This is a genomic window from Citrobacter sp. Colony219, assembly GCF_019382635.1.
Classification (GTDB): Bacteria; Pseudomonadota; Gammaproteobacteria; order Enterobacterales; family Enterobacteriaceae; genus Citrobacter; species Citrobacter youngae.
Window position 1 is genome coordinate 4,059,845 of record NZ_CP080033.1, and the last position, 21,193, is coordinate 4,081,037.

A 21,193-nucleotide genomic window follows, 5' to 3' on the forward strand; every position below is an offset into this window, starting at 1 on the left:
TGGAGCGGGCGAAGGGAATCGAACCCTCGTATAGAGCTTGGGAAGCTCTCGTTCTACCATTGAACTACGCCCGCGAAGAGGTGCGTGGGCCATTATAGACCTTACGCACCCTCTGACAAGCCCAAACTATGCTAACTGCTGATAAAATAGCCTGTTAGCACTTAGGTTTACTCCCCTGCGGCGGTAAATAACGCAGCGGATCAATCGCCGTTGCGCGATAGCGAATCTGGAAGTGCAGGCGTACAGATGCCGCATCAGTGCTACCCATGGTGGCAATTTTCTGCCCGGCCTTCACGCTCTGCCCGTTGTTCACCAGTAGCGTATCATTATGCGCATAAGCGGTAATGTAATCCTCACTGTGCTTAATCATGATGAGGTTGCCATAGCCCCGCAGCTGGTTGCCGACATAAACTACCTTCCCTGCTCCCGCCGCATAAACCGGTGTGCCGCGCGCAGCTGAGATATCAATACCCTTGTTGCCGCCATCCGCCGTTGAATAAGGCAGGATCACTTTACCGCTGGCAGGCCACAACCAGCAGCGTTGCCCCACCGGCGGCCAGGATGACTGCGGCACGGATGAAGATGGTCTGACAGTTGCCGTTTTAGTCGAGGATTTCTTGGTTGTTTTGCCAGAGCTTGAACTGGTTTTCGCGCCGCCGCTGACCTTCAGCCTTTGCCCTACTTCGATGGTATAGGGTGGTGAAATGTTATTCAGACGGGCAATCTCTTTCACGCTGGTGCCGGTGGCGCGCGAAATACGGTATAGCGTATCTCCCCGCTTCACGGTATACACGGAGCCGGAATAACTTCCTGTATCAGACGACTTACTCCCGGAACAGCCCGCTAACAGCAGACCGGCACACAGCAGCATCACGATACCCAAGCCATTTTTCTTCAGGCGTCCTGCACTCAAAACAATACCTCGCAACATTTTCAGACGCTTTATCATAGCAGCCAGAAACCGGATGCCAAATCATATCGCGTAACGAAGCGTCGGCTCTGGCATTTCACACCCTCTGTTAATCAATATGACTTAATTAAGCATATAATGTAGGCGCTTAAGATTGAGGGTGGACGCAATGCGACAGGAACATGTCATTTTATTGAACGAACAGGGCCAACCCTGTGGAACGCTGGAAAAGTATGCGGCGCATACCGCCACAACGCCCCTGCACTCCGCTTTCTCATGCTGGATATTTAACGAGCAGGGGCAACTACTGGTCACCCGCCGGTCGCTGCATAAAAAAGCCTGGCCGGGTGTCTGGACAAACTCGGTGTGCGGTCATCCACAATCAGGGGAAACAACTGAAGACGCCATTATCCGTCGCGCCCGCTTCGAGCTGGGAGCTGACATTCGCGCACTCACGCCCGTATACGCTGATTTTCGCTATTGTGCCGCAGATCCCAGTGGAATTGTGGAAAATGAAGTTTGTCCGGTATACGCCGCACAGCTAATCAGCACGCTGCAGCCGAATGCGGAGGAAGTGATGGATTATCGGTGGAGCAATCTTGAGGATGTGTTATGCGGGATTGACGCTACACCGTGGGCCTTCAGCCCGTGGATGGTAATGCAGGTTTCAGACGATAAGGCGCGAAAATTGTTGCGCGCATTTTCCAGCGGTCATTAATTGCAGGATGACAACGCAAACGCGTTTTATCCGGCCTACGAATCGTCTTCCGCGTAGGCCGGATAAGGCATCAGCCGCCATCCGGCAGTTCACATCTTACTTAACCGGACGCATTGCCGGGAACAGGATCACGTCGCGGATGGTGTGGCTGTTAGTGAACAGCATAACCATACGGTCGATACCAATACCCAGGCCCGCAGTCGGCGGCAGACCGTGTTCCAGAGCGGTAACGTAGTCTTCGTCGTAGAACATCGCTTCGTCATCACCCGCATCTTTAGCGTTAACCTGATCCTGGAAACGCTGCGCCTGATCTTCGGCATCGTTCAGCTCGCTGAACCCGTTACCGATTTCACGTCCGCCGATGAAGAATTCGAAGCGATCGGTGATTTCCGGGTTTTCGTCATTACGACGCGCCAGCGGAGAAACTTCTGCCGGGTACTCGGTAATGAAGGTCGGCTGAATCAGGTGCGCTTCCGCAACTTCTTCAAAAATCTCGGTCACGATACGGCCCAGACCCCAGCTCTTCTCAACTTTGATACCGATAGATTCAGCAATCGCTTTTGCAGAATCGAAGTTATCCAGATCGGCCATATTGGTTTCCGGACGGTATTTCTGAATCGCTTCGCGCATGGTCAGTTTTTCAAACGGCTTACCAAAGTCGAAGACTTCTTCGCCGTAAGGCACTTTAGTTGTTCCCAGAACGTTCTGCGCCAACGTACGGAACAACGATTCGGTCAGTTCGATCAGATCTTTGTAGTCCGCATAAGCCATGTAGAGTTCCATCATAGTGAACTCTGGGTTATGGCGAACAGAGATGCCTTCGTTACGGAAGTTACGGTTAATTTCGAATACGCGTTCGAAACCGCCAACCACCAGACGCTTGAGGTACAGTTCCGGCGCAATACGCAGGTACATGTCCAGATCCAGCGCGTTATGGTGGGTGATAAACGGACGTGCTGCCGCACCGCCTGGGATCACCTGCATCATCGGGGTTTCAACTTCCATAAAGCCGCGGCCCACCATGAACTGACGGATACCCGCCATGATCTGTGAACGCACTTTAAAGGTGTTGCGGGATTCATCATTAGAGATGAGATCCAGGTAACGCTGGCGGTAACGCGCTTCCTGATCCTGCAGGCCGTGGAATTTATCCGGCAGCGGACGCAGGGCTTTGGTCAGCAGACGCAGCTCGGTACAATGGATGGACAGTTCGCCGGTTTTGGTCTTAAACAACTTACCTTTCGCGCCGAGGATATCGCCCAGATCCCATTTCTTGAACTGCTCGTTGTAGACGCCTTCCGGCAGATCGTCGCGCGCAACGTACAGCTGAATACGGCCGCCCACGTCCTGCAGCGTAACGAATGATGCTTTACCCATAATACGACGGGTCATCATACGGCCAGCAACGGATACCTCAATGTTCAGCGCTTCCAGCTCTTCGTTTTCTTTCGCGTCGAAGTCAGCATGCAGTTGGTCTGAGGTATGATCGCGACGGAAATCGTTCGGGAACGGGATCCCCTGCTCGCGCAGGCTCGCCAGCTTCTCACGGCGCGTTTTCAGTTCATTGTTAAGGTCGGCTACCGCGTCAGCGCCCTGTGCGTGTTGTTCAGACATGTTGGTTCCTCATAACCCTGCTTTCAAACTTGCTTCGATAAATTGATCCAGGCTGCCATCCAGCACTGCCTGCGTGTTACGGGTTTCAACCCCGGTACGCAGATCTTTAATGCGGGAGTCATCAAGGACATAAGAACGAATCTGGCTACCCCAGCCGATATCTGACTTGGTGTCTTCCATCGCCTGTTTCTCGGCATTCTTCTTCTGCATTTCCAGTTCATAAAGCTTCGCTTTCATCTGCTTCATGGCCTGGTCTTTGTTCTTGTGCTGGGAACGGTCGTTCTGGCACTGCGTCACAATCCCGGTCGGGATGTGGGTGATACGCACCGCAGATTCTGTACGGTTAACGTGCTGACCGCCCGCACCCGAGGCACGGTAAACGTCAATACGCAGATCCGCCGGGTTGATATCGATATCGATATCATCGTCAACTTCCGGGTAGACAAACGCCGAACTGAACGACGTATGGCGACGGCCGCCGGAGTCGAACGGACTCTTACGAACCAGACGGTGTACGCCAGTTTCAGTACGCAGCCAACCGTAAGCATATTCTCCAGCGATTCTGATGGTCACGGATTTAATACCCGCCACTTCACCTTCAGACTCTTCAATAATTTCGGTCTTAAAGCCGCGCGCTTCAGCCCAACGCAGATACATACGCATCAGCATGCTGGCCCAATCCTGCGCTTCCGTACCGCCGGAACCCGCCTGGATATCGAGATAGCAATCTGCGCTGTCATATTCACCGGAGAACATACGACGGAATTCCAGCTGGGCCAGCTTATCTTCCAGCGTATCGAGTTCTGCTACGGCTTCGTTAAAGGTTTCTTCGTCATCGGCTTCTACAGCCAGTTCCAACAGGCCGGAGACATCTTCCAGGCCCTGGCTCATCTGATCGAGCGTATCAACGATGGCCTCAAGGGAAGAACGTTCTTTACCCAGCGCCTGTGCACGTTCGGGTTCGTTCCACACGTCCGGCTGTTCCAGCTCGGCGTTTACTTCTTCCAGACGCTCTTTCTTGGCATCATAGTCAAAGATACCCCCTAAGAACGTCTGAGCGTTCCGTGAGGTCCTGAATGCGGTTATTTACCGGATTAATTTCAAACATGGTCTGATTTCTTTTATTGAACGAGTCAAAATGCGGTTATAAGAGCGGGATTGTAACCAATCCACACCCTTTTTTATAGCGAATATACACGTCATCCTTCAAGCTGACTCTTTGTTGGCTGCGCGAATTCACCCCAGTCACGTACTCGTTGTACGCTCTTGGGGACTCATTCACTTGCCGCCTCGATGCAGCTTGAATGATTATGTGTATTGTGACGCTAAAGTGGCCAGATATTATCGATTATAATCTGCAGGCTGCGGTTACCGCGAAACTCGTTAATATCCAGTTTGTAGGCAAGCTGAACTTCGCGAACACCGTTATCCGGCCAGCATGTGGTATCGACATTAAACGCAATTCCGTCCAGCAGTGGGCCGCCGCCAACAGGCTCCACCATCACCTTCAGATGACGCTCACCGACCAGGCGCTGCTGAAGCAGGCGGAAATGCCCGTCAAACAGCGGCTCCGGGAACATTTGTCCCCACGGGCCGGCATCGCGCAGCATTTGCGCGACCTCCATGGTCATCTCCGCTGCGCTCAGAGCGCCATCTGATACCACTTCACCCTGCAGTAAGGCGGGATCCAGCCACTCGGTTACCAGTTCGCCGAAACGCTGCTGGAAACGCTCAAACTGCGCTTCTTCCAGCGACAGACCTGCTGCCATCGCATGTCCACCAAACTTAATGATCATGCCGGGATAAAGCGTATCCAGACGCTCCAGCACATCACGCATATGCAGTCCCTGGATCGAACGTCCGGAGCCTTTCAGCGTACCGTCACCGGCAGGCGCAAACGCAATCACCGGACGATGGAAGCGCTCTTTGATGCGCGACGCCAGAATCCCCACCACGCCCTGATGCCACTCAGGGTGGTACATTGCCAGGCCGCCTGGGAGTGTGTCACTACTGCGTTCCAGCTTTTCACACAGGGTCAGTGCTTCTGCCTGCATCCCCTGTTCAATCTCTTTTCGTGTCTGGTTTAGCGCGTCCAGCTCATTGGCCAGCACGCGCGCTTCACCAATGTTGTCACACAGCAGCAGCGCCACGCCGACGGACATATCATCCAGACGACCTGCCGCATTCAGCCGAGGGCCAAGCGCAAAACCTAAATCACTGGCGGCCAGTTTGAGCGGGTCACGATTGGAAATCTCCAGTAGCGCCTTAATGCCAGGGCGGCACTTTCCAGCACGAATGCGGCTTAAACCTTGCCACGTCAGGATACGGTTATTGGCATCCAGCGGCACCACGTCTGCTACTGTGCCCAAAGCAACCAGATCAAGCAAATCTGCCAGGTTCGGCGGCGCGATACCACGTTCATCAAACCAGCCTTTATCACGCAAAAAGGTGCGCAGCGCCAGCATCAGGTAGAAGGCCACACCAACGCCTGCCAGCGATTTCGACGGGAATTCACAGTCGGGCAGGTTAGGGTTGATGATCGCCTCTGCGCCCGGCAGCGTGTCACCGGGCAGGTGGTGATCGGTCACAACGACCGGGATCCCCAACGTTCGGGCATGTTCGACTCCCGCGTGAGACGAGATACCGTTGTCCACAGTAACGATCAGCTGAGCGCCCCGGGCATGGGCCTGATCCACGACTTCCGGGCTTAAACCATAGCCGTCTTCAAAACGATTAGGCACCAGGTAGTCAACGTTGCTGCAGCCCAACGCACGCATTGCCAGGATGCTCAGCGCCGTGCTGGTCGCACCATCGGCATCGAAATCCCCCACCACAATGATGCGGGTTCCTTCGCGAAAGGCGTTATAGAGGATCTCAACCGCTTTTTCGACGCCGTTCAAATGCTGCCACGGCAGCATGCCTTTCACGCTACGCTCAAGCTCCTGCGCGCTGCGCACGCCGCGACTGGCGTACAAACGACGCAGCAGCGGCGGCAAGTCGGCTGGTAGCTCGGCGGTCTCGTCGGCTTCACGCCGACGAAGTTGTATCTGTTGTTTCACGCGAATTATTTACCGCTGGTCTGTTTTTCGTGTGCGTCGAGGAATTCTTTCATCTCTTTCGGCCCCTGATAGCCCGGAACAACATAGCCGTTGCTCAGGACAATCGCCGGTGTGCCACTGACGCCAAACTGCACGCCCAGCGCGTAATGATTCGCGATATCCACATCACAGGTCGCCGCTTTCACGCCCTTGCCCGCCATTGCATCGTCAAAGGCTTTGTTTTTATCTTTTGCACACCAGATTGACTTCATGTCCTGCTCGGCCTGGCTTTCCAGCCCCTGTCGAGGGAAGGCCAGATAACGGACGGTGATCCCTAACGCATTGTAGTCTTTCATCTCTTCATGCAACTTGTGGCAGTAACCACAGGTGATGTCGGTGAAAACGGTGATGACGTGTTTTTCCTGCGGCGCTTTGTAGACGATCATCTCTTTTTCCAGCGCATTCAGATGCTTCATCAGCAGTTGATTAGTGACATTTACCGGACTTGCGCCACTTACGTCATACATCGGCCCCTGAATAATATGCTTGCCGTCTTCAGTCACGTACAGCACACCGCTATTGGTCAGTACGGTTTTCATGCCCGCAACCGGAGCAGGTTGAATTTCGGTGCTCTGCACGCCCAGCTTCGCTAATGACTGGCGAATAGCTGCATCGTCTGCATGCACCATGCCTGAAAACGCTGTAGCCAGCAGGGTGAGCATCATAAAACGTTTCTTCATAACCTATCCTTTACTGTCAGCACTCACGCTCGTGGGTGATGCTGTTGATGTAGTTGACGCAAGCGCTCCGTTGCGACATGTGTATAAATCTGCGTAGTCGAGAGATCGCTATGCCCCAGCAGCATCTGCACCACGCGCAGGTCAGCGCCGTGATTGAGCAGATGCGTGGCAAAAGCATGCCGCAATACGTGCGGTGACAGTTTCTCGCTGTCGATCCCTGCTAACACAGCATAGTGTTTAATACGATGCCAGAAAGTCTGACGGGTCATCTGCTGCGCACGCTGGCTGGGAAACAGTACGTCAATCGATACGCCGTTGAGCAACCACGGACGACCGTGTTCCAGGTATGTTTCCAGCCAGTACACGGCTTCTTCGCCCAACGGCACAAGCCGCTCTTTGTTGCCTTTACCAATCACCCGCACAACGCCCTGGCGCAGACTAATATCGCTCATCGTCAGCCCCACCAACTCTGATACGCGCAACCCCGTAGCGTACAAAACCTCCAGCATCGCTTTGTCGCGTAGCTCAAGCGGTTGGTCAATAAGCGGAGCCTGCAGCAGCCGTTCTACCTGCGCTTCGCTGAGATCTTTTGGCAAACGCTGCGGAAGTTTAGGTGAAGCAAGCGAGGCGCTTGGATCGTCTTCGCGAAATTTTTCGCCGTAAAGATGCTGAAAAAAACGCCGCATGGCACTGAGCAAACGTGCTGAACTGGTGGCTTTATACCCGCCATCCATCCGCTCAGCCAGCAATGCCTGCAAATCATCGCTTTGCGCCGTCGCCAGTGAAATGCCACGATGGTGCAACCATTCAACAAGCATTGTCAGATCGCGACGATACGCACTTAACGTGTTCTCTGCCAGATTTCGTTCCAGCCACAGTGCATCAAGAAACTGCTCGATGCGCGCCAGATCCTGTTCCACTCGCGCCCCTTATTCCACTCTCATTTTTGATGCATTATGCCTCATTGTGCCGGGATTGCGGCGATTCTGTTACACTACCCGCAACGCTACAGCAGAATTGAGATGTTTACGTCATGAACATGGGTCTTTTTTACGGTTCCAGCACCTGCTACACCGAAATGGCAGCAGAAAAAATCCGCGATATCCTGGGTCCCGAACTGGTGACACTGCACAATCTCAAGGATGATTCCCCGGCTCTAATGGAGCAGTATGACGTGCTCATTTTGGGTATTCCAACCTGGGATTTCGGTGAAATTCAGGAAGACTGGGAAGTGGTCTGGGATCAACTGGACAACCTCAACCTGGAAGGCAAGATTGTCGCGCTTTACGGCATGGGCGATCAACTGGGGTACGGTGAGTGGTTCCTTGATGCACTGGGTATGCTGCATGATAAACTGGTCACCAAAGGCGTTAAGTTTGTCGGTTACTGGCCAACAGAAGGTTATGAATTCACCAGTGATAAACCCGTGATTGCCGATGGGCAGTTGTTTGTCGGTTTAGCTCTGGATGAAACGAACCAGTACGACCTCAGCGATGAACGTATCCAGGCATGGTGTGAGCAAATTCTCGGTGAAATGGCCGAACACTGGTCCTGATAGCCAGTTTGCCGGATGACGGCGTGAATGCCTTCTCCGGCTTACATAGCGCGCTAAACCGTAGCTGCTCGCCATCAGTCATTCGCCGGCGTTAACCCTGCTTTACCTGTTGCAGCATTAACCGCCGCAAATCCCGCCACTCAGCGTCATCCATGCTGTCCGCTGCCAGCCACAAATGCTGACGTTTTCCCGCATCTGAACGCAAACGCAGCATCATGCCCGTTTTAATCATCCAGGGTGCACAAACGATAGACCACTCTTGCCCCTGCCAGCGCAGGCGACCGTCCATTAACAGTCTAATCTCTCCCTGACAAGCGTTAATGCGACGCTGACTGCGTACGCTATCAAACACCACCAGAGAGAGCAGCACCAACCATAATGGGGTGTAGCTCAATGGCCAGGGCATCAATAAAATGAATACCGCAACCAGCCCATGAATGAGCAGAGAGAGCCACTGTGCGCGCCATGAAACGCGTAAATCAGATTGCCACTGGACCACGTTCCCGATTCCGTGTCTGGATGAGTCGCACCATCTGCTCCAACTGCTCATCAGCCGGTTTCCCATGATTCATCAACCAGTTAAATAAGTCTGGATCATCACATTCCAGCAGACGGATAAAGATGCGTTTTTCTTCGTCACTTAAGTTGTCATACTCATGTTCGAAAAACGGCATGATAGAGATGTCCAGTTCACGCATACCGCGGCGGCATGCCCAATGAATACGTGCTTTGTTGTTAATATCCATGTTCTTTTCCCTGTCTCGCGAAAACGAAGTATCCGGCTATTGTAACGTGTTTTTCACGCTCTTTTACGGGAATATCAGTAAACGGAAGCGCGATCGCTAAATAAAACCACATTAAGTCAAAGGGTTCACTTTTTTGGATGTCTCCTCGCAAAGCTTAATATAAGGCACAAACAGGATGTTTAAACCGCTTGCAATAGCCTATAGCTCTTTTACCATTAGTCATTATCACTGCGTTAAGCAAATCAGGACATTATTATGGCTTTTACATCGTTTCCTCCTCGCCAGCCGTGTGCGTCGGCACGTTTGCCTCTGACGCTAATGACGCTCGACGACTGGGCTCTCGCCACCATTACCGGCGTCGACAGTGAAAAGTACATCCAGGGCCAGGTCACCGCTGATGTCAGCCAGATGACCGAACAGCAACACCTGCTGGCAGCTCACTGCGATGCCAAAGGTAAAATGTGGAGCAACCTGCGTCTCTTCCGTCAGGCTGATGGTTTTGCCTGGCTTGAACGCCGTAGCCTGCGTGATGCCCAATTGACCGAACTGAAAAAATACGCCGTCTTCTCGAAGGTCGTGATTGCCCCGGATGACGAGCGCGTCCTGCTGGGCGTAGCGGGCTTCCAGGCGCGCGCGGCGCTAGCCAATCTCTTTAGCGAACTGCCAACCAGCGATAAGCAGGTCGTTACCCACGGCGCTTCCGCCCTGCTGTGGTTCGAGCATCCATCTGAACGCTTCCTGCTGATCGTTGATGTCGCAACAGCTGAGATGATTGCGGAGAAACTGCGTGGCGAAGCAGAATTGAATAACAGCCAACAGTGGCTGGCGCTGGATATCGAAGCGGGTATTCCGGTTATTGATACTGCCAACAGCGCACAGTTTATTCCGCAGGCCACCAATCTGCAGGCATTGGGCGGTATCAGCTTTAAAAAAGGCTGCTATACCGGTCAGGAAATGGTTGCTCGTGCAAAATTCCGCGGCGCCAATAAACGCGCCATGTGGACTCTGGCAGGAGCGGCCAGTCGGGTACCGGAAGCGGGTGAAGACCTGGAGCTGAAAATGGGCGAGAACTGGCGTCGTACCGGCACCGTACTCGCCGCGGTACAGCTGGCTGATGGACAAGTGCTGGTGCAGGTTGTAATGAATAACGACATGGAAGCCGACAGCGTGTTCCGCGTTCGCGACGATGCAAAAACGCTGCATATCGTACCGCTGCCGTATTCGCTGGAAGAGTAAAAGATTAACGCCGGATAGCGCACGCTTATCCGGCCTACAGGCACATTTTGTAGGCCGGATAAGGCGCTAGCCGCCATCCGGCATCAAGGGTTAAGCCTGACCAACGTACAGATAGATTGCCAGGAAGTGGCAAACGCTGCCACCCAGCACAAAGCCATGCCAGATCGCGTGGTTGTAAGGAATGCGCTTACAGACGTAGAAAATAACGCCCAGCGAATACACGACGCCGCCAACGGCCAGCAACGTCACACCACCCGCCGCCAGCTTAACCGCCAGTTGATACACCACTATCAGCGATAGCCAGCCCATTGTCAGGTAGGTCACCAGCGACAAAACCTTAAAGCGGTGCGCAATAGTCAGTTTGAATAAAATACCGATTAGCGCCAGGCTCCAGATAACAATCATCAGTCCGCGTGCCAGCGGCGAATCCAGCCCCACCAGCAGAAATGGCGTGTAGGTCCCGGCAATCAGCAGATAAATCGCGCAGTGGTCGAATTTTTTCAGCCAGACTTTCGCTCTCTGATGGGGGATCGCATGATACAAGGTTGAGGCAAGGAACAGCAGGATCATGCTGCCGCCGTACAGGCTATAGCTGGTAATAGCCATGGCGCTGGCGTTGGTATCCACTGCCTGAACCAGTAACAACACCAGTCCGACAATCCCAAACACCAACCCGATACCATGGCTGATGCTGTTGGCTATTTCCTCTGCCAACGAATATCCCTGCGCGATTAATGGCTTCTGAACCATAAGTTACTCCCCAGAAACGAACACTTTCGTTATTGCGCCTCTAGCGTAACTGAGAATGGTTCCAGTGAACACATGTTAGCTAAAATATTTATCAAATAATAAATAATTAATAAAAATCATATAATTGCATTTTATATTTCAGCTAACATCTGTACCTGAAAAGTTAAAGACATTTAAAATCAATCACATAAAATTGCGTTTGATCCGGGTAAATCTCGGCGATCACCTGTTTAAGCTCATCGAGCGCCATGTTTTCCTGCTGGGCATGTTTTTCCGTTAGCGTATTCAGCGTAACCGTTGAGGTGCCGACAACTTCAATCGTGCAGAAGTAGCCCTCATCTTCAAAGCGTCCAACCCGTAGAATGTCCCCGGCTTTAAAGTGTGATTCGGACTCGTCACGAATGGTGATGGTTTTGCGTCCGGCCAGAATGTCATCCTGGAAACGCTGAAAAAAAGTGATGTCATTTGGCTGCATGTTATTATTCCCTGTAGATAAAGTCTGATGAGTGAGTTTTGCCATTGTGAGTATGTTCTCCCACGCTGCCATCGCCAGTCTCAACAATCTTGAGATGCTGGTCTACAACTATGTCATCAAAAACCGTGACAAAGTCATGTACATGACCATTCGCGAACTGGCTGATGCCGTGGGCGTTTCCACCACCACCGTACTGCGCTTTTGCCGCAAGCTTAAGTGTGAGGGTTACTCAGAATTTCGCGTACGCTTTAAATTATATTTAGAGCAGAATGAACCGCAACAGGCTAATTTCGGTGCCAGCGAAATTATCAGCTTCTTTAAAGGCGTCAATAACGACGAGTTCGATAAACTGCTCGATCAGGCTGTTGATATTATATTATCTTCCGAGCGTATTATATTCGTCGGAGCGGGAACGTCTGGAGCGCTGGCAAAATATGGCGCACGTTTTTTCTCAAACGTCGGTAAATTCAGTAATCACATTGACGATCCTTATTTCCCGGTAACTAACGACATGGCCAGAAACGCGCTGGCGATTGTGCTTTCCGTGTCTGGTGAAACAGAAGAGATCCTGCGCTTTGCCAGCCAGTTCAGTCTGCACAACTGTAAGGTTCTGTCGGTCACCAGCCATGAGCACTCTCGCCTGGCGAAACTCGCCGACTTTAACCTCTCCTGGCATGTTCCACAAACACGTATTGCCGGGGTATACGATATAACCACGCAGATCCCCGTTATTTATATTCTGGAATCACTCGGTCGCAAGCTGGCGAAAAGAATAGCGTAAAAAAACAATCTGTTTTTTTGATGTAACAAATCACATTTACGCTATTTTGTTATATCGTGACATTTATCTTTCCTTTGTTAGACTCAAAATCAGATTGTATTAATTTGAGACTGAGCGCAGATGAAAAAACTTACCTTACCAAACGATTTTTTATGGGGCGGCGCGGTGGCGGCGCATCAGGTTGAAGGCGGCTGGAACAAAGGTGGCAAAGGCCCCAGCATTTGCGACGTCCTGACCGGTGGGGCACACGGCGTTCCGCGAGAAATTACTCAGGATGTCGTACCGGGTAAATACTATCCTAACCACGAAGCTGTCGATTTTTACGGTCATTATAAAGAAGACATTAAGCTGTTTGCCGAGATGGGCTTCAAATGCTTCCGTACGTCAATTGCCTGGACCCGCATCTTCCCGAAAGGGGACGAAACCCAGCCAAATGAAGAAGGGTTAAAATTCTACGACGACATGTTTGATGAACTGCTGAAGTACAACATTGAACCGGTCATCACCCTTTCCCACTTCGAAATGCCACTGCATTTGGTTCAACAGTATGGTAGCTGGACCAATCGTAAAGTCGTCGATTTCTTTGTCCGTTTTGCTGAAGTCGTTTTTGAGCGCTACAAGCACAAGGTCAAATACTGGATGACCTTCAATGAAATCAACAACCAGCGTAACTGGCGCGCGCCGCTGTTTGGCTATTGCTGCTCGGGCGTGGTGTATACCGAACATGAAACCCCGGAAGAGACCATGTACCAGGTGTTGCATCACCAGTTTGTCGCCAGTGCACTGGCGGTAAAAGCCGCACGTCGCATCAACCCGGAAATGAAAGTCGGCTGCATGCTGGCGATGGTGCCACTGTACCCGTTCTCCTGTAAGCCTGAGGATGTGATGTTCGCGCAGGAATCGATGCGTGAGCGTTACGTTTTCACCGATGTTCAACTGCGCGGTTACTACCCATCATATGTACTGAACGAGTGGGAACGCCGTGAATTTAACATCAGGATGGAAGACGGCGACGAGCAAATCCTGCGCGAAGGCACCTGTGACTATCTCGGTTTCAGCTACTACATGACCAACGCCGTTAAAGCGGAAGGTGGCAGCGGTGATGCGATTTCCGGCTTTGAGGGTAGCGTACCGAACCCGCACGTCAAAGCATCCGACTGGGGCTGGCAGATTGACCCCGTCGGTCTGCGCTATGCCTTATGTGAGCTGTATGAACGCTACCAGAAGCCGCTGTTTATCGTTGAAAACGGGTTTGGCGCTTATGACAAAGTAGAAGAAGACGGCAGCATCAACGACGACTATCGCATCGACTATCTGCGCGCTCACGTCGAAGAAATGATGAAAGCGGTAACCTATGATGGCGTAGACCTGATGGGCTACACGCCGTGGGGCTGCATCGACTGCGTGTCATTCACCACCGGCCAGTACAGCAAACGGTATGGCTTTATCTATGTGAATAAACACGACGACGGCACCGGCGATATGTCGCGTTCACGGAAGAAGAGTTTTGAGTGGTATAAAACGGTGATTGCCAGCAACGGCGAGAATTTGTGATTTTTTGCCGGATGGCGCTGCGCCATCCGGCAATCAAGTCCCTACTTCCCGCCCGCCAGTTCCAGAAAACTGCCCGTTACGTAAGATGCCTTCTCGCTCAGTAGCCAGGTAATCGCCTGCGCGACTTCTTCCGGCTGCCCGCCACGCTGCATAGGCAACATAGATTTCACGCGATCGACCCTTCCCGGCTCGCCGCCTGACGCATGCATTTCAGTGTAGATAAGACCCGGTCGCACACCGTTCACGCGGATACCCTGCGCAGCAACCTCCAGCGCCAGACCGGTGGTAAGCGTGTCCACCGCGCCTTTTGAGGCGGCATAATCAACATACTCGAAAGGGGCGCCAAGCCGTGAGGCCGCTGAAGAGACATTCACAATCGCCCCGCCCTGACTACCATGCTTAAACGACATTCGCTTTACCGCTTCCCGACAGCACAGAAAATAGCCGGTAACATTGGTCGCCAGGACGCGATTAATGCGTTCAGCGGTTAAGTTTTCGACCGAGCTTTGCTCAAACAAGATCCCGGCATTATTCACCAAGGCAGTCAGCGGCTCGCCTTCATGGTCAATAGACTCAAACATTGCCACCACCTGGCTTTCATCACTGATATCCGCACGCAAAGCAAATGCTTTACCGCCTGCAGCGACGATGTTGTTCACCACCTCGGTTGCCGCATGAATATTGTGATGAAAATTCACGGCGACCGTGTAACCCTCTTGCGCCAATTGCAGCGCGGTTGCTCGACCAATGCCACGACTGCCGCCCGTCACCAATGCTATAGCCATAACGTTTCTCCCAAAAAATAAAGGCGCCGAAGCGCCTTTAAAAGATAGTTGAATCAGCAGATTACTGATATTCGCTCATCGGTACGCAGGAGCAGAACAGGTTACGGTCACCGTAAACGTCATCAAGGCGTTTCACGGTTGGCCAGTATTTGTTCGCCACACCCGCCGGGAAGACGGCGATTTCGCGGCTATAACCGTGATTCCACTCCGCTACCAGCTCGTTTTGCGTGTGCGGCGAGTTAACCAGCGGGTTATCTTCCAGTGGCCATTCACCGGCTTTCACGCGATCGATCTCAGCGCGGATTGCCAGCATCGCATTGATAAAGCGATCCAGTTCCACTTTGCTTTCAGATTCTGTCGGTTCAACCATCAGGGTACCCGCGACCGGGAATGACATAGTCGGTGCATGGAAACCGTAATCGATTAGGCGCTTGGCAATATCCAGTTCGCTGATGCCGGTCTCTTCTTTCAGTGGGCGAATGTCGAGAATACATTCATGCGCCACGCGACCATCGCGACCGGTATACAGTACCGGATAAGCATCTTTCAGACGGCTGGCAATGTAGTTAGCGTTAAGGATCGCCACCTGGCTTGCCTGCTTCAGACCTTCTGCGCCCATCATACGGATGTACATCCAGCTGATTGGCAGAATGGATGCGCTACCGAACGGCGCCGCAGAAACTGCGCCCTGACGGGTCAGCATCCCTTCAATCTGCACTACGCTGTGGCCCGGTACAAACGGCGCCAGATGCGATTTAACGCCGATCGGTCCCATACCTGGGCCGCCGCCGCCGTGCGGAATGCAGAATGTTTTATGCAGGTTGAGGTGCGAGACATCTGCGCCAATAAAGCCCGGCGTGGTGATCCCAACCTGAGCGTTCATGTTCGCACCATCAAGGTAAACCTGGCCGCCGAACTGGTGCACAACGTCGCACACTTCACGGATCGTTTCTTCATAAACGCCGTGGGTGGATGGGTAGGTCACCATGATGCAAGAAAGGTTGTCGGCATGTTGTTCTGCTTTTGCTCGCAGATCGTCCAGGTCGATGTTGCCGTTCTTATCACAGGCGACAACCACGACCTGCATACCCGCCATCTGTGCAGATGCCGGGTTAGTACCGTGGGCAGAGGCCGGGATCAGGCAGATATCGCGATGACCTTCGTTACGGCTTTCGTGATAATGACGAATCGCCAGCAGACCCGCATACTCGCCCTGCGCGCCGGAGTTCGGCTGCATGCAGACGGCATCATAACCGGTCAGTTTTACCAGCCACTCGGAAAGCTGGCCGATCATCTGGTGATAACCTTCAGCCTGCTCTGGCGGGCAGAACGGATGCAGCTCAGCGAATTCAGGCCAGGTGATAGGGATCATCTCGGCAGCGGCGTTGAGTTTCATGGTGCAGGAACCCAGCGGGATCATTGCCTGATTCAGCGCCAGATCTTTACGCTCCAGTGAGTGCATGTAGCGCATCATCTCGGTTTCGCTGTGGTAGCGGTTGAACACCGGATGGCTGAGGATCGCATCGTCACGCAGCATGCTTTCCTGAATAGAACGGCTGTCGAGCGCCACGTCTTTATCCAGCGTATCGATGTTCAGGCCGTGACTGTCGCCCAGCAGAACATTGAACAACTGCACCACGTTTTCACGGGTGGTGGTTTCATCGAGCGTAATACCTACCGCGTTATGGATATCGCTACGCAGGTTGATTTCTGCTGCTTCGGCACGCGCCAGCACTGCGGCCTTATCGGCTACTTCAACGCACAGGGTGTCGAAGTAATGCGCATGACGCAGCTTCAATCCTTTCTGTTGCAGACCGGCTGCCAGGATATCAGTCAGGCGGTGGATGCGATTAGCAATGCGTTTCAGGCCAACCGGACCATGATAAACAGCATACAGACTGGCGATGTTGGCCAGCAGGACCTGCGAGGTACAAATGTTGGAGTTCGCTTTCTCGCGGCGGATATGCTGCTCACGAGTCTGCATCGCCATGCGCAGTGCGGTATTGCCCGCCGCATCTTTGGAGACGCCGATAATACGGCCTGGCATGGAGCGTTTGAATTCGTCTTTAGCGGCGAAGAATGCCGCGTGTGGGCCACCGTAACCCATCGGTACGCCGAAGCGTTGTGCAGAACCGAAAACGATATCCGCGCCCTGTTTGCCCGGGGCAGTCAGCAGTACCAGCGCCATAAAGTCGGCAGCGACACTGACCACAACTTTACGGGATTTCAGCTCGCTAATCAGTTTGCTGTAGTCATGCACTTCACCGGTGGTGCCAACCTGCTGCAACAGCACGCCAAACACATCCTGGTGATCCAGTGCTTTCGCCGCGTCATCAACAATCACGTCAAAACCAAAGGTTTGTGCACGGGTACGCACGACGTCCAGCGTTTGCGGATGAACATCAGCCGCAACGAAGAAGCGGTTGGCGTTTTTCAGTTTGCTGACACGTTTGGCCATCGCCATGGCTTCAGCGGCCGCGGTGGCTTCATCCAGCAGAGAAGCGGAAGCCATATCCAGCCCCGTCAGATCCAGTGTGACCTGTTGGAAGTTCAGCAGAGCTTCCAGACGCCCCTGAGAGACTTCCGGCTGATACGGCGTGTATGCGGTGTACCAACCCGGGTTTTCCAGCATGTTGCGCAGGATTACCGGTGGCAGCTGCACGGCGGTGTAGCCCATGCCAATGTAGGACGTGAAGCGCTTGTTACGCCCAGCGATGGCTTTTAATTCAGCCAGCGCAGCGTATTCGGTCGCCGCCTCGCCCACCTGCGGCGGGGTTGCGAGCTGAATGTCTTTCGGCACAATCTGGCCGATCAGCGCGTTTAACGACTCGGCGCCAACCGCATTCAGCATCTCTTGCTGCTGCGCGGCGTCCGGTCCGATGTGGCGTTCAATGAAAGCGCCGCTGTTTTCAAGCTGGCTTAACGTCTGTGTCATGGGCGATGGTTCCTGAAACGTGCAGTGAATCGTAGGTGTCTCTACTTACCTGAATACGCAAAATAATTCGCGTTGCAGGACGGCGGCGACGCAGCACCTCCCCAGGAGCTTACATAAGTAAGTGACTGGGGTGAGCGAGGAAGCCAACACACCTGCAACGTGAAGGATGAAGCGTATTTACTCGTCTTCTAACAATGCTTCATATGCGGTCGCATCCAGCAGCGACTCAATTTCGCTTTCATCGCTGGCTTTGATTTTGAAAATCCAGCCACCCGCATATGGCTCGCTGTTGACCAGTTCCGGGGAGTCGCTGAGCGCGTCGTTGACCGCAACAATCTCACCGCCTACTGGCGCATAGATATCGGAAGCCGCTTTTACAGACTCCGCTACGGCGCAGTCATCGCCCGCGCTGACGGTTGAGCCAACTTCGGGCAGGTCAACGAAAACCATGTCACCTAACAGCTCCTGAGCGTGTTCGGTGATACCAACGGTGTAAGAACCGTCAGCTTCTTTGCGCAGCCATTCATGTTCTTTGCTGTATTTCAGTTCTGCAGGTACGTTGCTCATCAATCAATCTCCAAAAAAGGATGAATTACGCGACGGCTTTGCCGTTACGCACAAAAACAGGTTTAGTCACTTTTACCGGCATTTCGCGGTTACGGATCTGCACGATCGCAGTTTCGCCGATACCCGCAGGGACACGCGCCAGCGCGATGCTGTAACCCAGGGTTGGGGAGAATGTCCCGCTGGTGATAATGCCTTCCTGCTGGTTGCCGGAAGCATCGGTGAAACGCACCGGCAGCTCATTACGCAGCACGCCTTTCTCGGTCATCACCAGCCCAACCAGCTGTTCGTGGCCTTTTTCACGCTGCATTTCCAGCGCATCCCGACCGATAAAGTCGCGATCGACCGGTTCCCACGCGATGGTCCAGCCCATGTTAGCTGCCAGCGGAGAAATGCCTTCGTCCATCTCCTGACCATACAGGTTCATACCAGCTTCTAAACGCAGCGTATCACGCGCGCCCAGACCGCAAGGCTGAACACCGGCTTCGACCAGCGCACGCCAGAAATCCGCGGCCTTTTCATTCGGCATGGCAATTTCATAGCCTGCTTCGCCGGTATAACCGGTGGTTGCGATAAACAAATCACCCGCCTGAACGCCAAAGAACGGCTTCATGCCTGCTACCGCCTGACGCTGCTCATCAGTAAACAACGTAGCTGCTTTTGCCTGCGCGTTTGGTCCCTGCACCGCGATCAGCGACAGGTCGTCACGAACGGTGATGTCGATAGCGTATGGTTCAGCGTGTTGGGTAATCCAGGAGAGGTCTTTTTCGCGGGTGGCGGAGTTTACAACGAGGCGGAAGAAATCTTCAGTGAAGTAGTAGACAATCAGGTCATCTATCACGCCGCCCGAAGCGTTAAGCATACCGGAGTAGAGGGCTTTACCCGTCTTCGTTAGCTTCGCGACGTCGTTTGCCAGCAGATAACGCAAGAACTCCCGGGTGCGGCTACCGCGCAGGTCGACGATGGTCATATGCGACACATCAAACATTCCGGCATCGGTGCGAACAGCATGGTGTTCATCGAGCTGAGAACCGTAATGCAGTGGCATCATCCAGCCATGGAAATCGACCATGCGCGCGCCACATTGCGTGTGTTGTTCGTACAAAGGAGTCTGTTGAGCCATCTTTTCCTCGTTGAATAAGCGGGGCTACCAACTCTTTCGCGGTGAAATTTTCGCCACGAAACCCAGCACCGCAGCCGCTCCAGGGGCTACGACGCAAACGTTCTCTTTGTCCTGAACTTACCACCGAAACAGACGCTAAACCATAAGTCAAAATTAACCATCACATTAGCTTATGACTAAAAATGACCAGATCGACGACAGCATAAAAAACCAGTAAAACGCCAATACATCAGAACAACAGACATATATAAGCGAAGTTAAGCCGTATCAATCCATATTAAATGTGGAAAAAATGTCAAAAATGGCGTTATGAAAAAAACGTAATATTAAAAAAACTAATGCGAAAAAAGGCGTGGAATTAGATTATTTCAAATGAGAGAACCATCCCGGCGCGCAGGCCGGGAGAGGAAAGTGTGACGGGTTTCAAACTCTTAAGATTGTCCTTACGGACACTAGCGTAGCCACTCAGGAAGATCGTTCAGTCCCATCGCCTGGCGGATGAGTTGCGGTTTTACGCCCGGGAGGGTATCGGCCAGTTTCAGACCAATATCACGCAGCAGTTTTTTCGCCGGATTCTCGCCAGCAAACAGCTCACGGAAACCCTGCATCCCCGCCAGCATCAGCGCTGCGCTGTGCTTACGGCTACGTTCATAACGGCGCAGATAGAGGTACTGACCAATATCTTTGCCCTGACGCTGTAGCCGCTTAAGCTCGTCGATCAGCTCCGCCGCATCCATGAAGCCAAGGTTCACCCCCTGGCCCGCCAGCGGGTGGATGGTATGCGCCGCATCACCCACCAGGGCCATACGATGGGCGGCAAACTGGCGGGCATAGCGTCCAGTCAGCGGAAACGTCTGGCGTTCGCTCTCAAGGCTGCACAGCCCCAGGCGATTATCAAAAGCGATATTCAGCGCCTGATTGAAATCATCTGCACTTGCCTGCTGCATACGTTCTGCTTCCTGCGGCGAGAGCGACCAGACAATAGAGCACAGATGGGGGTCGCTAAGCGGCAGGAATGCCAGGATACCTTCGCCATGAAATGCCTGACGCGCAACCGCACCGTGGGCTTCCTGCGTACGGATTGTCGCCACCAGCGCATGATGGCGGTAATCCCAGAAGGTGAGCGGAATATCCGCTTTGTTGCGCAGCCAGGAGTTAGCGCCATCGGCACCGACGACCAGGCGTGCCGTCAGCATTGCGCCATCTTTCAGGGTCAGAAATGCCTCGTTCTCACCCCAGGCCACCTGCTGTAATTCAGCGGGTGCCAGCAGCGTAATATCCGCTGAACGCTGCGCCTTTTGCCACAGCGCATAATGAATCTCTGAGTTTTCGACAATGTGCCCCAAATGGCTGTAGCCCATGCTCTGGTCATCAAACGCAATACGTCCAAAGCTGTCTTTGTCCCAGACTTCCATGCCGTGGTAGCAGCAAGCGCGACAGGCTACAATATCGGACCAGACGCCAAGACGGGTCAGCAGTTTTTCGCTGGCGGCATTAATAGCCGATACGCGAAGCTGAGGAGGTGCATCCGCCGCCAAAGGCTGCGGGACATGTTGTTCCAACACCGCAACGCGCAACCCGCTGCCCTGCAAGCCGCAGGCAACCGCCAGTCCCACCATGCCGCCACCCACAATTGCTACATCAACACTTTGCACTGTTTATACCTCGA

At 53.2% G+C, this 21,193-nt stretch carries 20 protein-coding genes and 1 tRNA gene; 5 read left to right on the top strand and 16 right to left on the bottom strand.

Annotated elements, in window-relative coordinates; translation table 11 throughout:
- Both JTI85_RS18095 and actS read right to left on the bottom strand, forming a co-directional pair.
- Positions 1-74, bottom strand: a tRNA-Gly gene (locus JTI85_RS18095).
- Positions 75-154: 80 nt separating this feature from the next.
- Complete coding sequence (gene actS, locus JTI85_RS18100) at positions 155-913, bottom strand: amidase activator ActS (protein ID WP_048213497.1); 759 nt, start codon at positions 911-913, stop codon at positions 155-157.
- A gap of 166 nt (positions 914-1,079) precedes the next feature.
- Between actS and idi the strand changes: the two genes are divergently transcribed.
- A complete protein-coding gene (gene idi, locus JTI85_RS18105) occupies positions 1,080-1,628 on the top strand; it encodes an isopentenyl-diphosphate Delta-isomerase (protein ID WP_048213161.1) in 549 nt (182 codons plus the stop codon).
- A gap of 96 nt (positions 1,629-1,724) precedes the next feature.
- Here the strand turns inward: idi and lysS are convergent, their stop codons facing one another.
- The 5 genes from lysS to xerD all read right to left on the bottom strand — a co-directional run bounded on the left by lysS (position 1,725) and on the right by xerD (position 7,940).
- Entirely contained in the window at positions 1,725-3,242 is a 1,518-nt protein-coding gene (lysS, locus tag JTI85_RS18110) for a lysine--tRNA ligase (protein WP_137376208.1), read from the bottom strand.
- Between the two features lie 9 nt (positions 3,243-3,251).
- A protein-coding gene (gene prfB / locus JTI85_RS18115; protein WP_096878465.1) for a peptide chain release factor 2 occupies positions 3,252-4,350 on the bottom strand; the annotation gives its coding sequence in 2 pieces (ribosomal slippage) (positions 3,252-4,274 and positions 4,276-4,350; 1,098 coding nt in all).
- A gap of 217 nt (positions 4,351-4,567) precedes the next feature.
- Positions 4,568-6,301 carry a single-stranded-DNA-specific exonuclease RecJ gene (recJ, locus tag JTI85_RS18120; RefSeq protein ID WP_048213162.1) on the bottom strand — a complete coding sequence of 578 codons (1,734 nt, stop codon included), beginning with the start codon at positions 6,299-6,301 and terminating at the stop codon, positions 4,568-4,570.
- Between the two features lie 5 nt (positions 6,302-6,306).
- Entirely contained in the window at positions 6,307-7,020 is a 714-nt protein-coding gene (dsbC, locus tag JTI85_RS18125; RefSeq protein ID WP_101742745.1) for a bifunctional protein-disulfide isomerase/oxidoreductase DsbC, read from the bottom strand.
- Between the two features lie 23 nt (positions 7,021-7,043).
- A complete protein-coding gene (gene xerD, locus JTI85_RS18130; RefSeq protein WP_005123354.1) occupies positions 7,044-7,940 on the bottom strand; it encodes a site-specific tyrosine recombinase XerD in 897 nt (298 codons plus the stop codon).
- 113 nt (positions 7,941-8,053) lie between these two features.
- Between xerD and fldB the strand changes: the two genes are divergently transcribed.
- Complete coding sequence (gene fldB, locus JTI85_RS18135) at positions 8,054-8,575, top strand: flavodoxin FldB (RefSeq protein ID WP_040232135.1); 522 nt, start codon at positions 8,054-8,056, stop codon at positions 8,573-8,575.
- Between the two features lie 91 nt (positions 8,576-8,666).
- Here the strand turns inward: fldB and JTI85_RS18140 are convergent, their stop codons facing one another.
- Positions 8,667-9,074 carry a protein YgfX gene (locus tag JTI85_RS18140; protein WP_048213165.1) on the bottom strand — a complete coding sequence of 136 codons (408 nt, stop codon included), beginning with the start codon at positions 9,072-9,074 and terminating at the stop codon, positions 8,667-8,669.
- The gene (gene sdhE, locus JTI85_RS18145; RefSeq protein ID WP_005123351.1) at positions 9,055-9,321 is read right to left on the bottom strand and encodes an FAD assembly factor SdhE; all 267 of its coding nucleotides are present in this window, start codon (positions 9,319-9,321) and stop codon (positions 9,055-9,057) included. Before sdhE ends, JTI85_RS18140 begins: the two co-directional genes overlap by 20 nt.
- Before the next feature lie 255 nt (positions 9,322-9,576).
- Between sdhE and ygfZ the strand changes: the two genes are divergently transcribed.
- Positions 9,577-10,557 carry a tRNA-modifying protein YgfZ gene (ygfZ, locus tag JTI85_RS18150; protein ID WP_048213166.1) on the top strand — a complete coding sequence of 327 codons (981 nt, stop codon included), beginning with the start codon at positions 9,577-9,579 and terminating at the stop codon, positions 10,555-10,557.
- A gap of 90 nt (positions 10,558-10,647) precedes the next feature.
- Here ygfZ and JTI85_RS18155 read toward each other — a convergent pair whose 3' ends face one another.
- Complete coding sequence (locus JTI85_RS18155) at positions 10,648-11,307, bottom strand: hemolysin III family protein (protein ID WP_003026947.1); 660 nt, start codon at positions 11,305-11,307, stop codon at positions 10,648-10,650.
- A 163-nt stretch (positions 11,308-11,470) separates the two neighbouring features.
- Complete coding sequence (gene yqfB / locus JTI85_RS18160) at positions 11,471-11,782, bottom strand: N(4)-acetylcytidine aminohydrolase (RefSeq protein WP_219351847.1); 312 nt, start codon at positions 11,780-11,782, stop codon at positions 11,471-11,473.
- A 52-nt stretch (positions 11,783-11,834) separates the two neighbouring features.
- On the opposite strand from yqfB, the gene JTI85_RS18165 reads away from it, so the two are divergent.
- Both JTI85_RS18165 and bglA read left to right on the top strand, forming a co-directional pair.
- The gene (locus JTI85_RS18165; RefSeq protein ID WP_003838265.1) at positions 11,835-12,563 is read left to right on the top strand and encodes a MurR/RpiR family transcriptional regulator; all 729 of its coding nucleotides are present in this window, start codon (positions 11,835-11,837) and stop codon (positions 12,561-12,563) included.
- A gap of 120 nt (positions 12,564-12,683) precedes the next feature.
- Positions 12,684-14,117: a 6-phospho-beta-glucosidase BglA gene (gene bglA, locus JTI85_RS18170; RefSeq protein WP_219351848.1), complete on the top strand. Its 1,434-nt coding sequence runs from the start codon at positions 12,684-12,686 to the stop codon at positions 14,115-14,117.
- Between the two features lie 41 nt (positions 14,118-14,158).
- Here the strand turns inward: bglA and JTI85_RS18175 are convergent, their stop codons facing one another.
- From JTI85_RS18175 to ubiI, 5 genes are all read right to left on the bottom strand, one after another.
- Complete coding sequence (locus JTI85_RS18175) at positions 14,159-14,902, bottom strand: SDR family oxidoreductase (RefSeq protein WP_219351850.1); 744 nt, start codon at positions 14,900-14,902, stop codon at positions 14,159-14,161.
- Between the two features lie 61 nt (positions 14,903-14,963).
- Positions 14,964-17,837: an aminomethyl-transferring glycine dehydrogenase gene (gene gcvP / locus JTI85_RS18180; protein ID WP_219351852.1), complete on the bottom strand. Its 2,874-nt coding sequence runs from the start codon at positions 17,835-17,837 to the stop codon at positions 14,964-14,966.
- Positions 17,838-18,014: 177 nt separating this feature from the next.
- On the bottom strand, positions 18,015-18,404 hold the full coding sequence (gcvH, locus tag JTI85_RS18185) for a glycine cleavage system protein GcvH (protein ID WP_005123344.1): 390 nt from the start codon (positions 18,402-18,404) through the stop codon (positions 18,015-18,017).
- 25 nt (positions 18,405-18,429) lie between these two features.
- Positions 18,430-19,524 (bottom strand): glycine cleavage system aminomethyltransferase GcvT, encoded by a 1,095-nt coding sequence (gene gcvT, locus JTI85_RS18190; protein WP_219351854.1) that lies wholly within the window; start codon positions 19,522-19,524, stop codon positions 18,430-18,432.
- 452 nt (positions 19,525-19,976) lie between these two features.
- Positions 19,977-21,179 (bottom strand): FAD-dependent 2-octaprenylphenol hydroxylase, encoded by a 1,203-nt coding sequence (gene ubiI / locus JTI85_RS18195; protein WP_219351855.1) that lies wholly within the window; start codon positions 21,177-21,179, stop codon positions 19,977-19,979.
- Positions 21,180-21,193 lie beyond the last annotated feature (14 nt).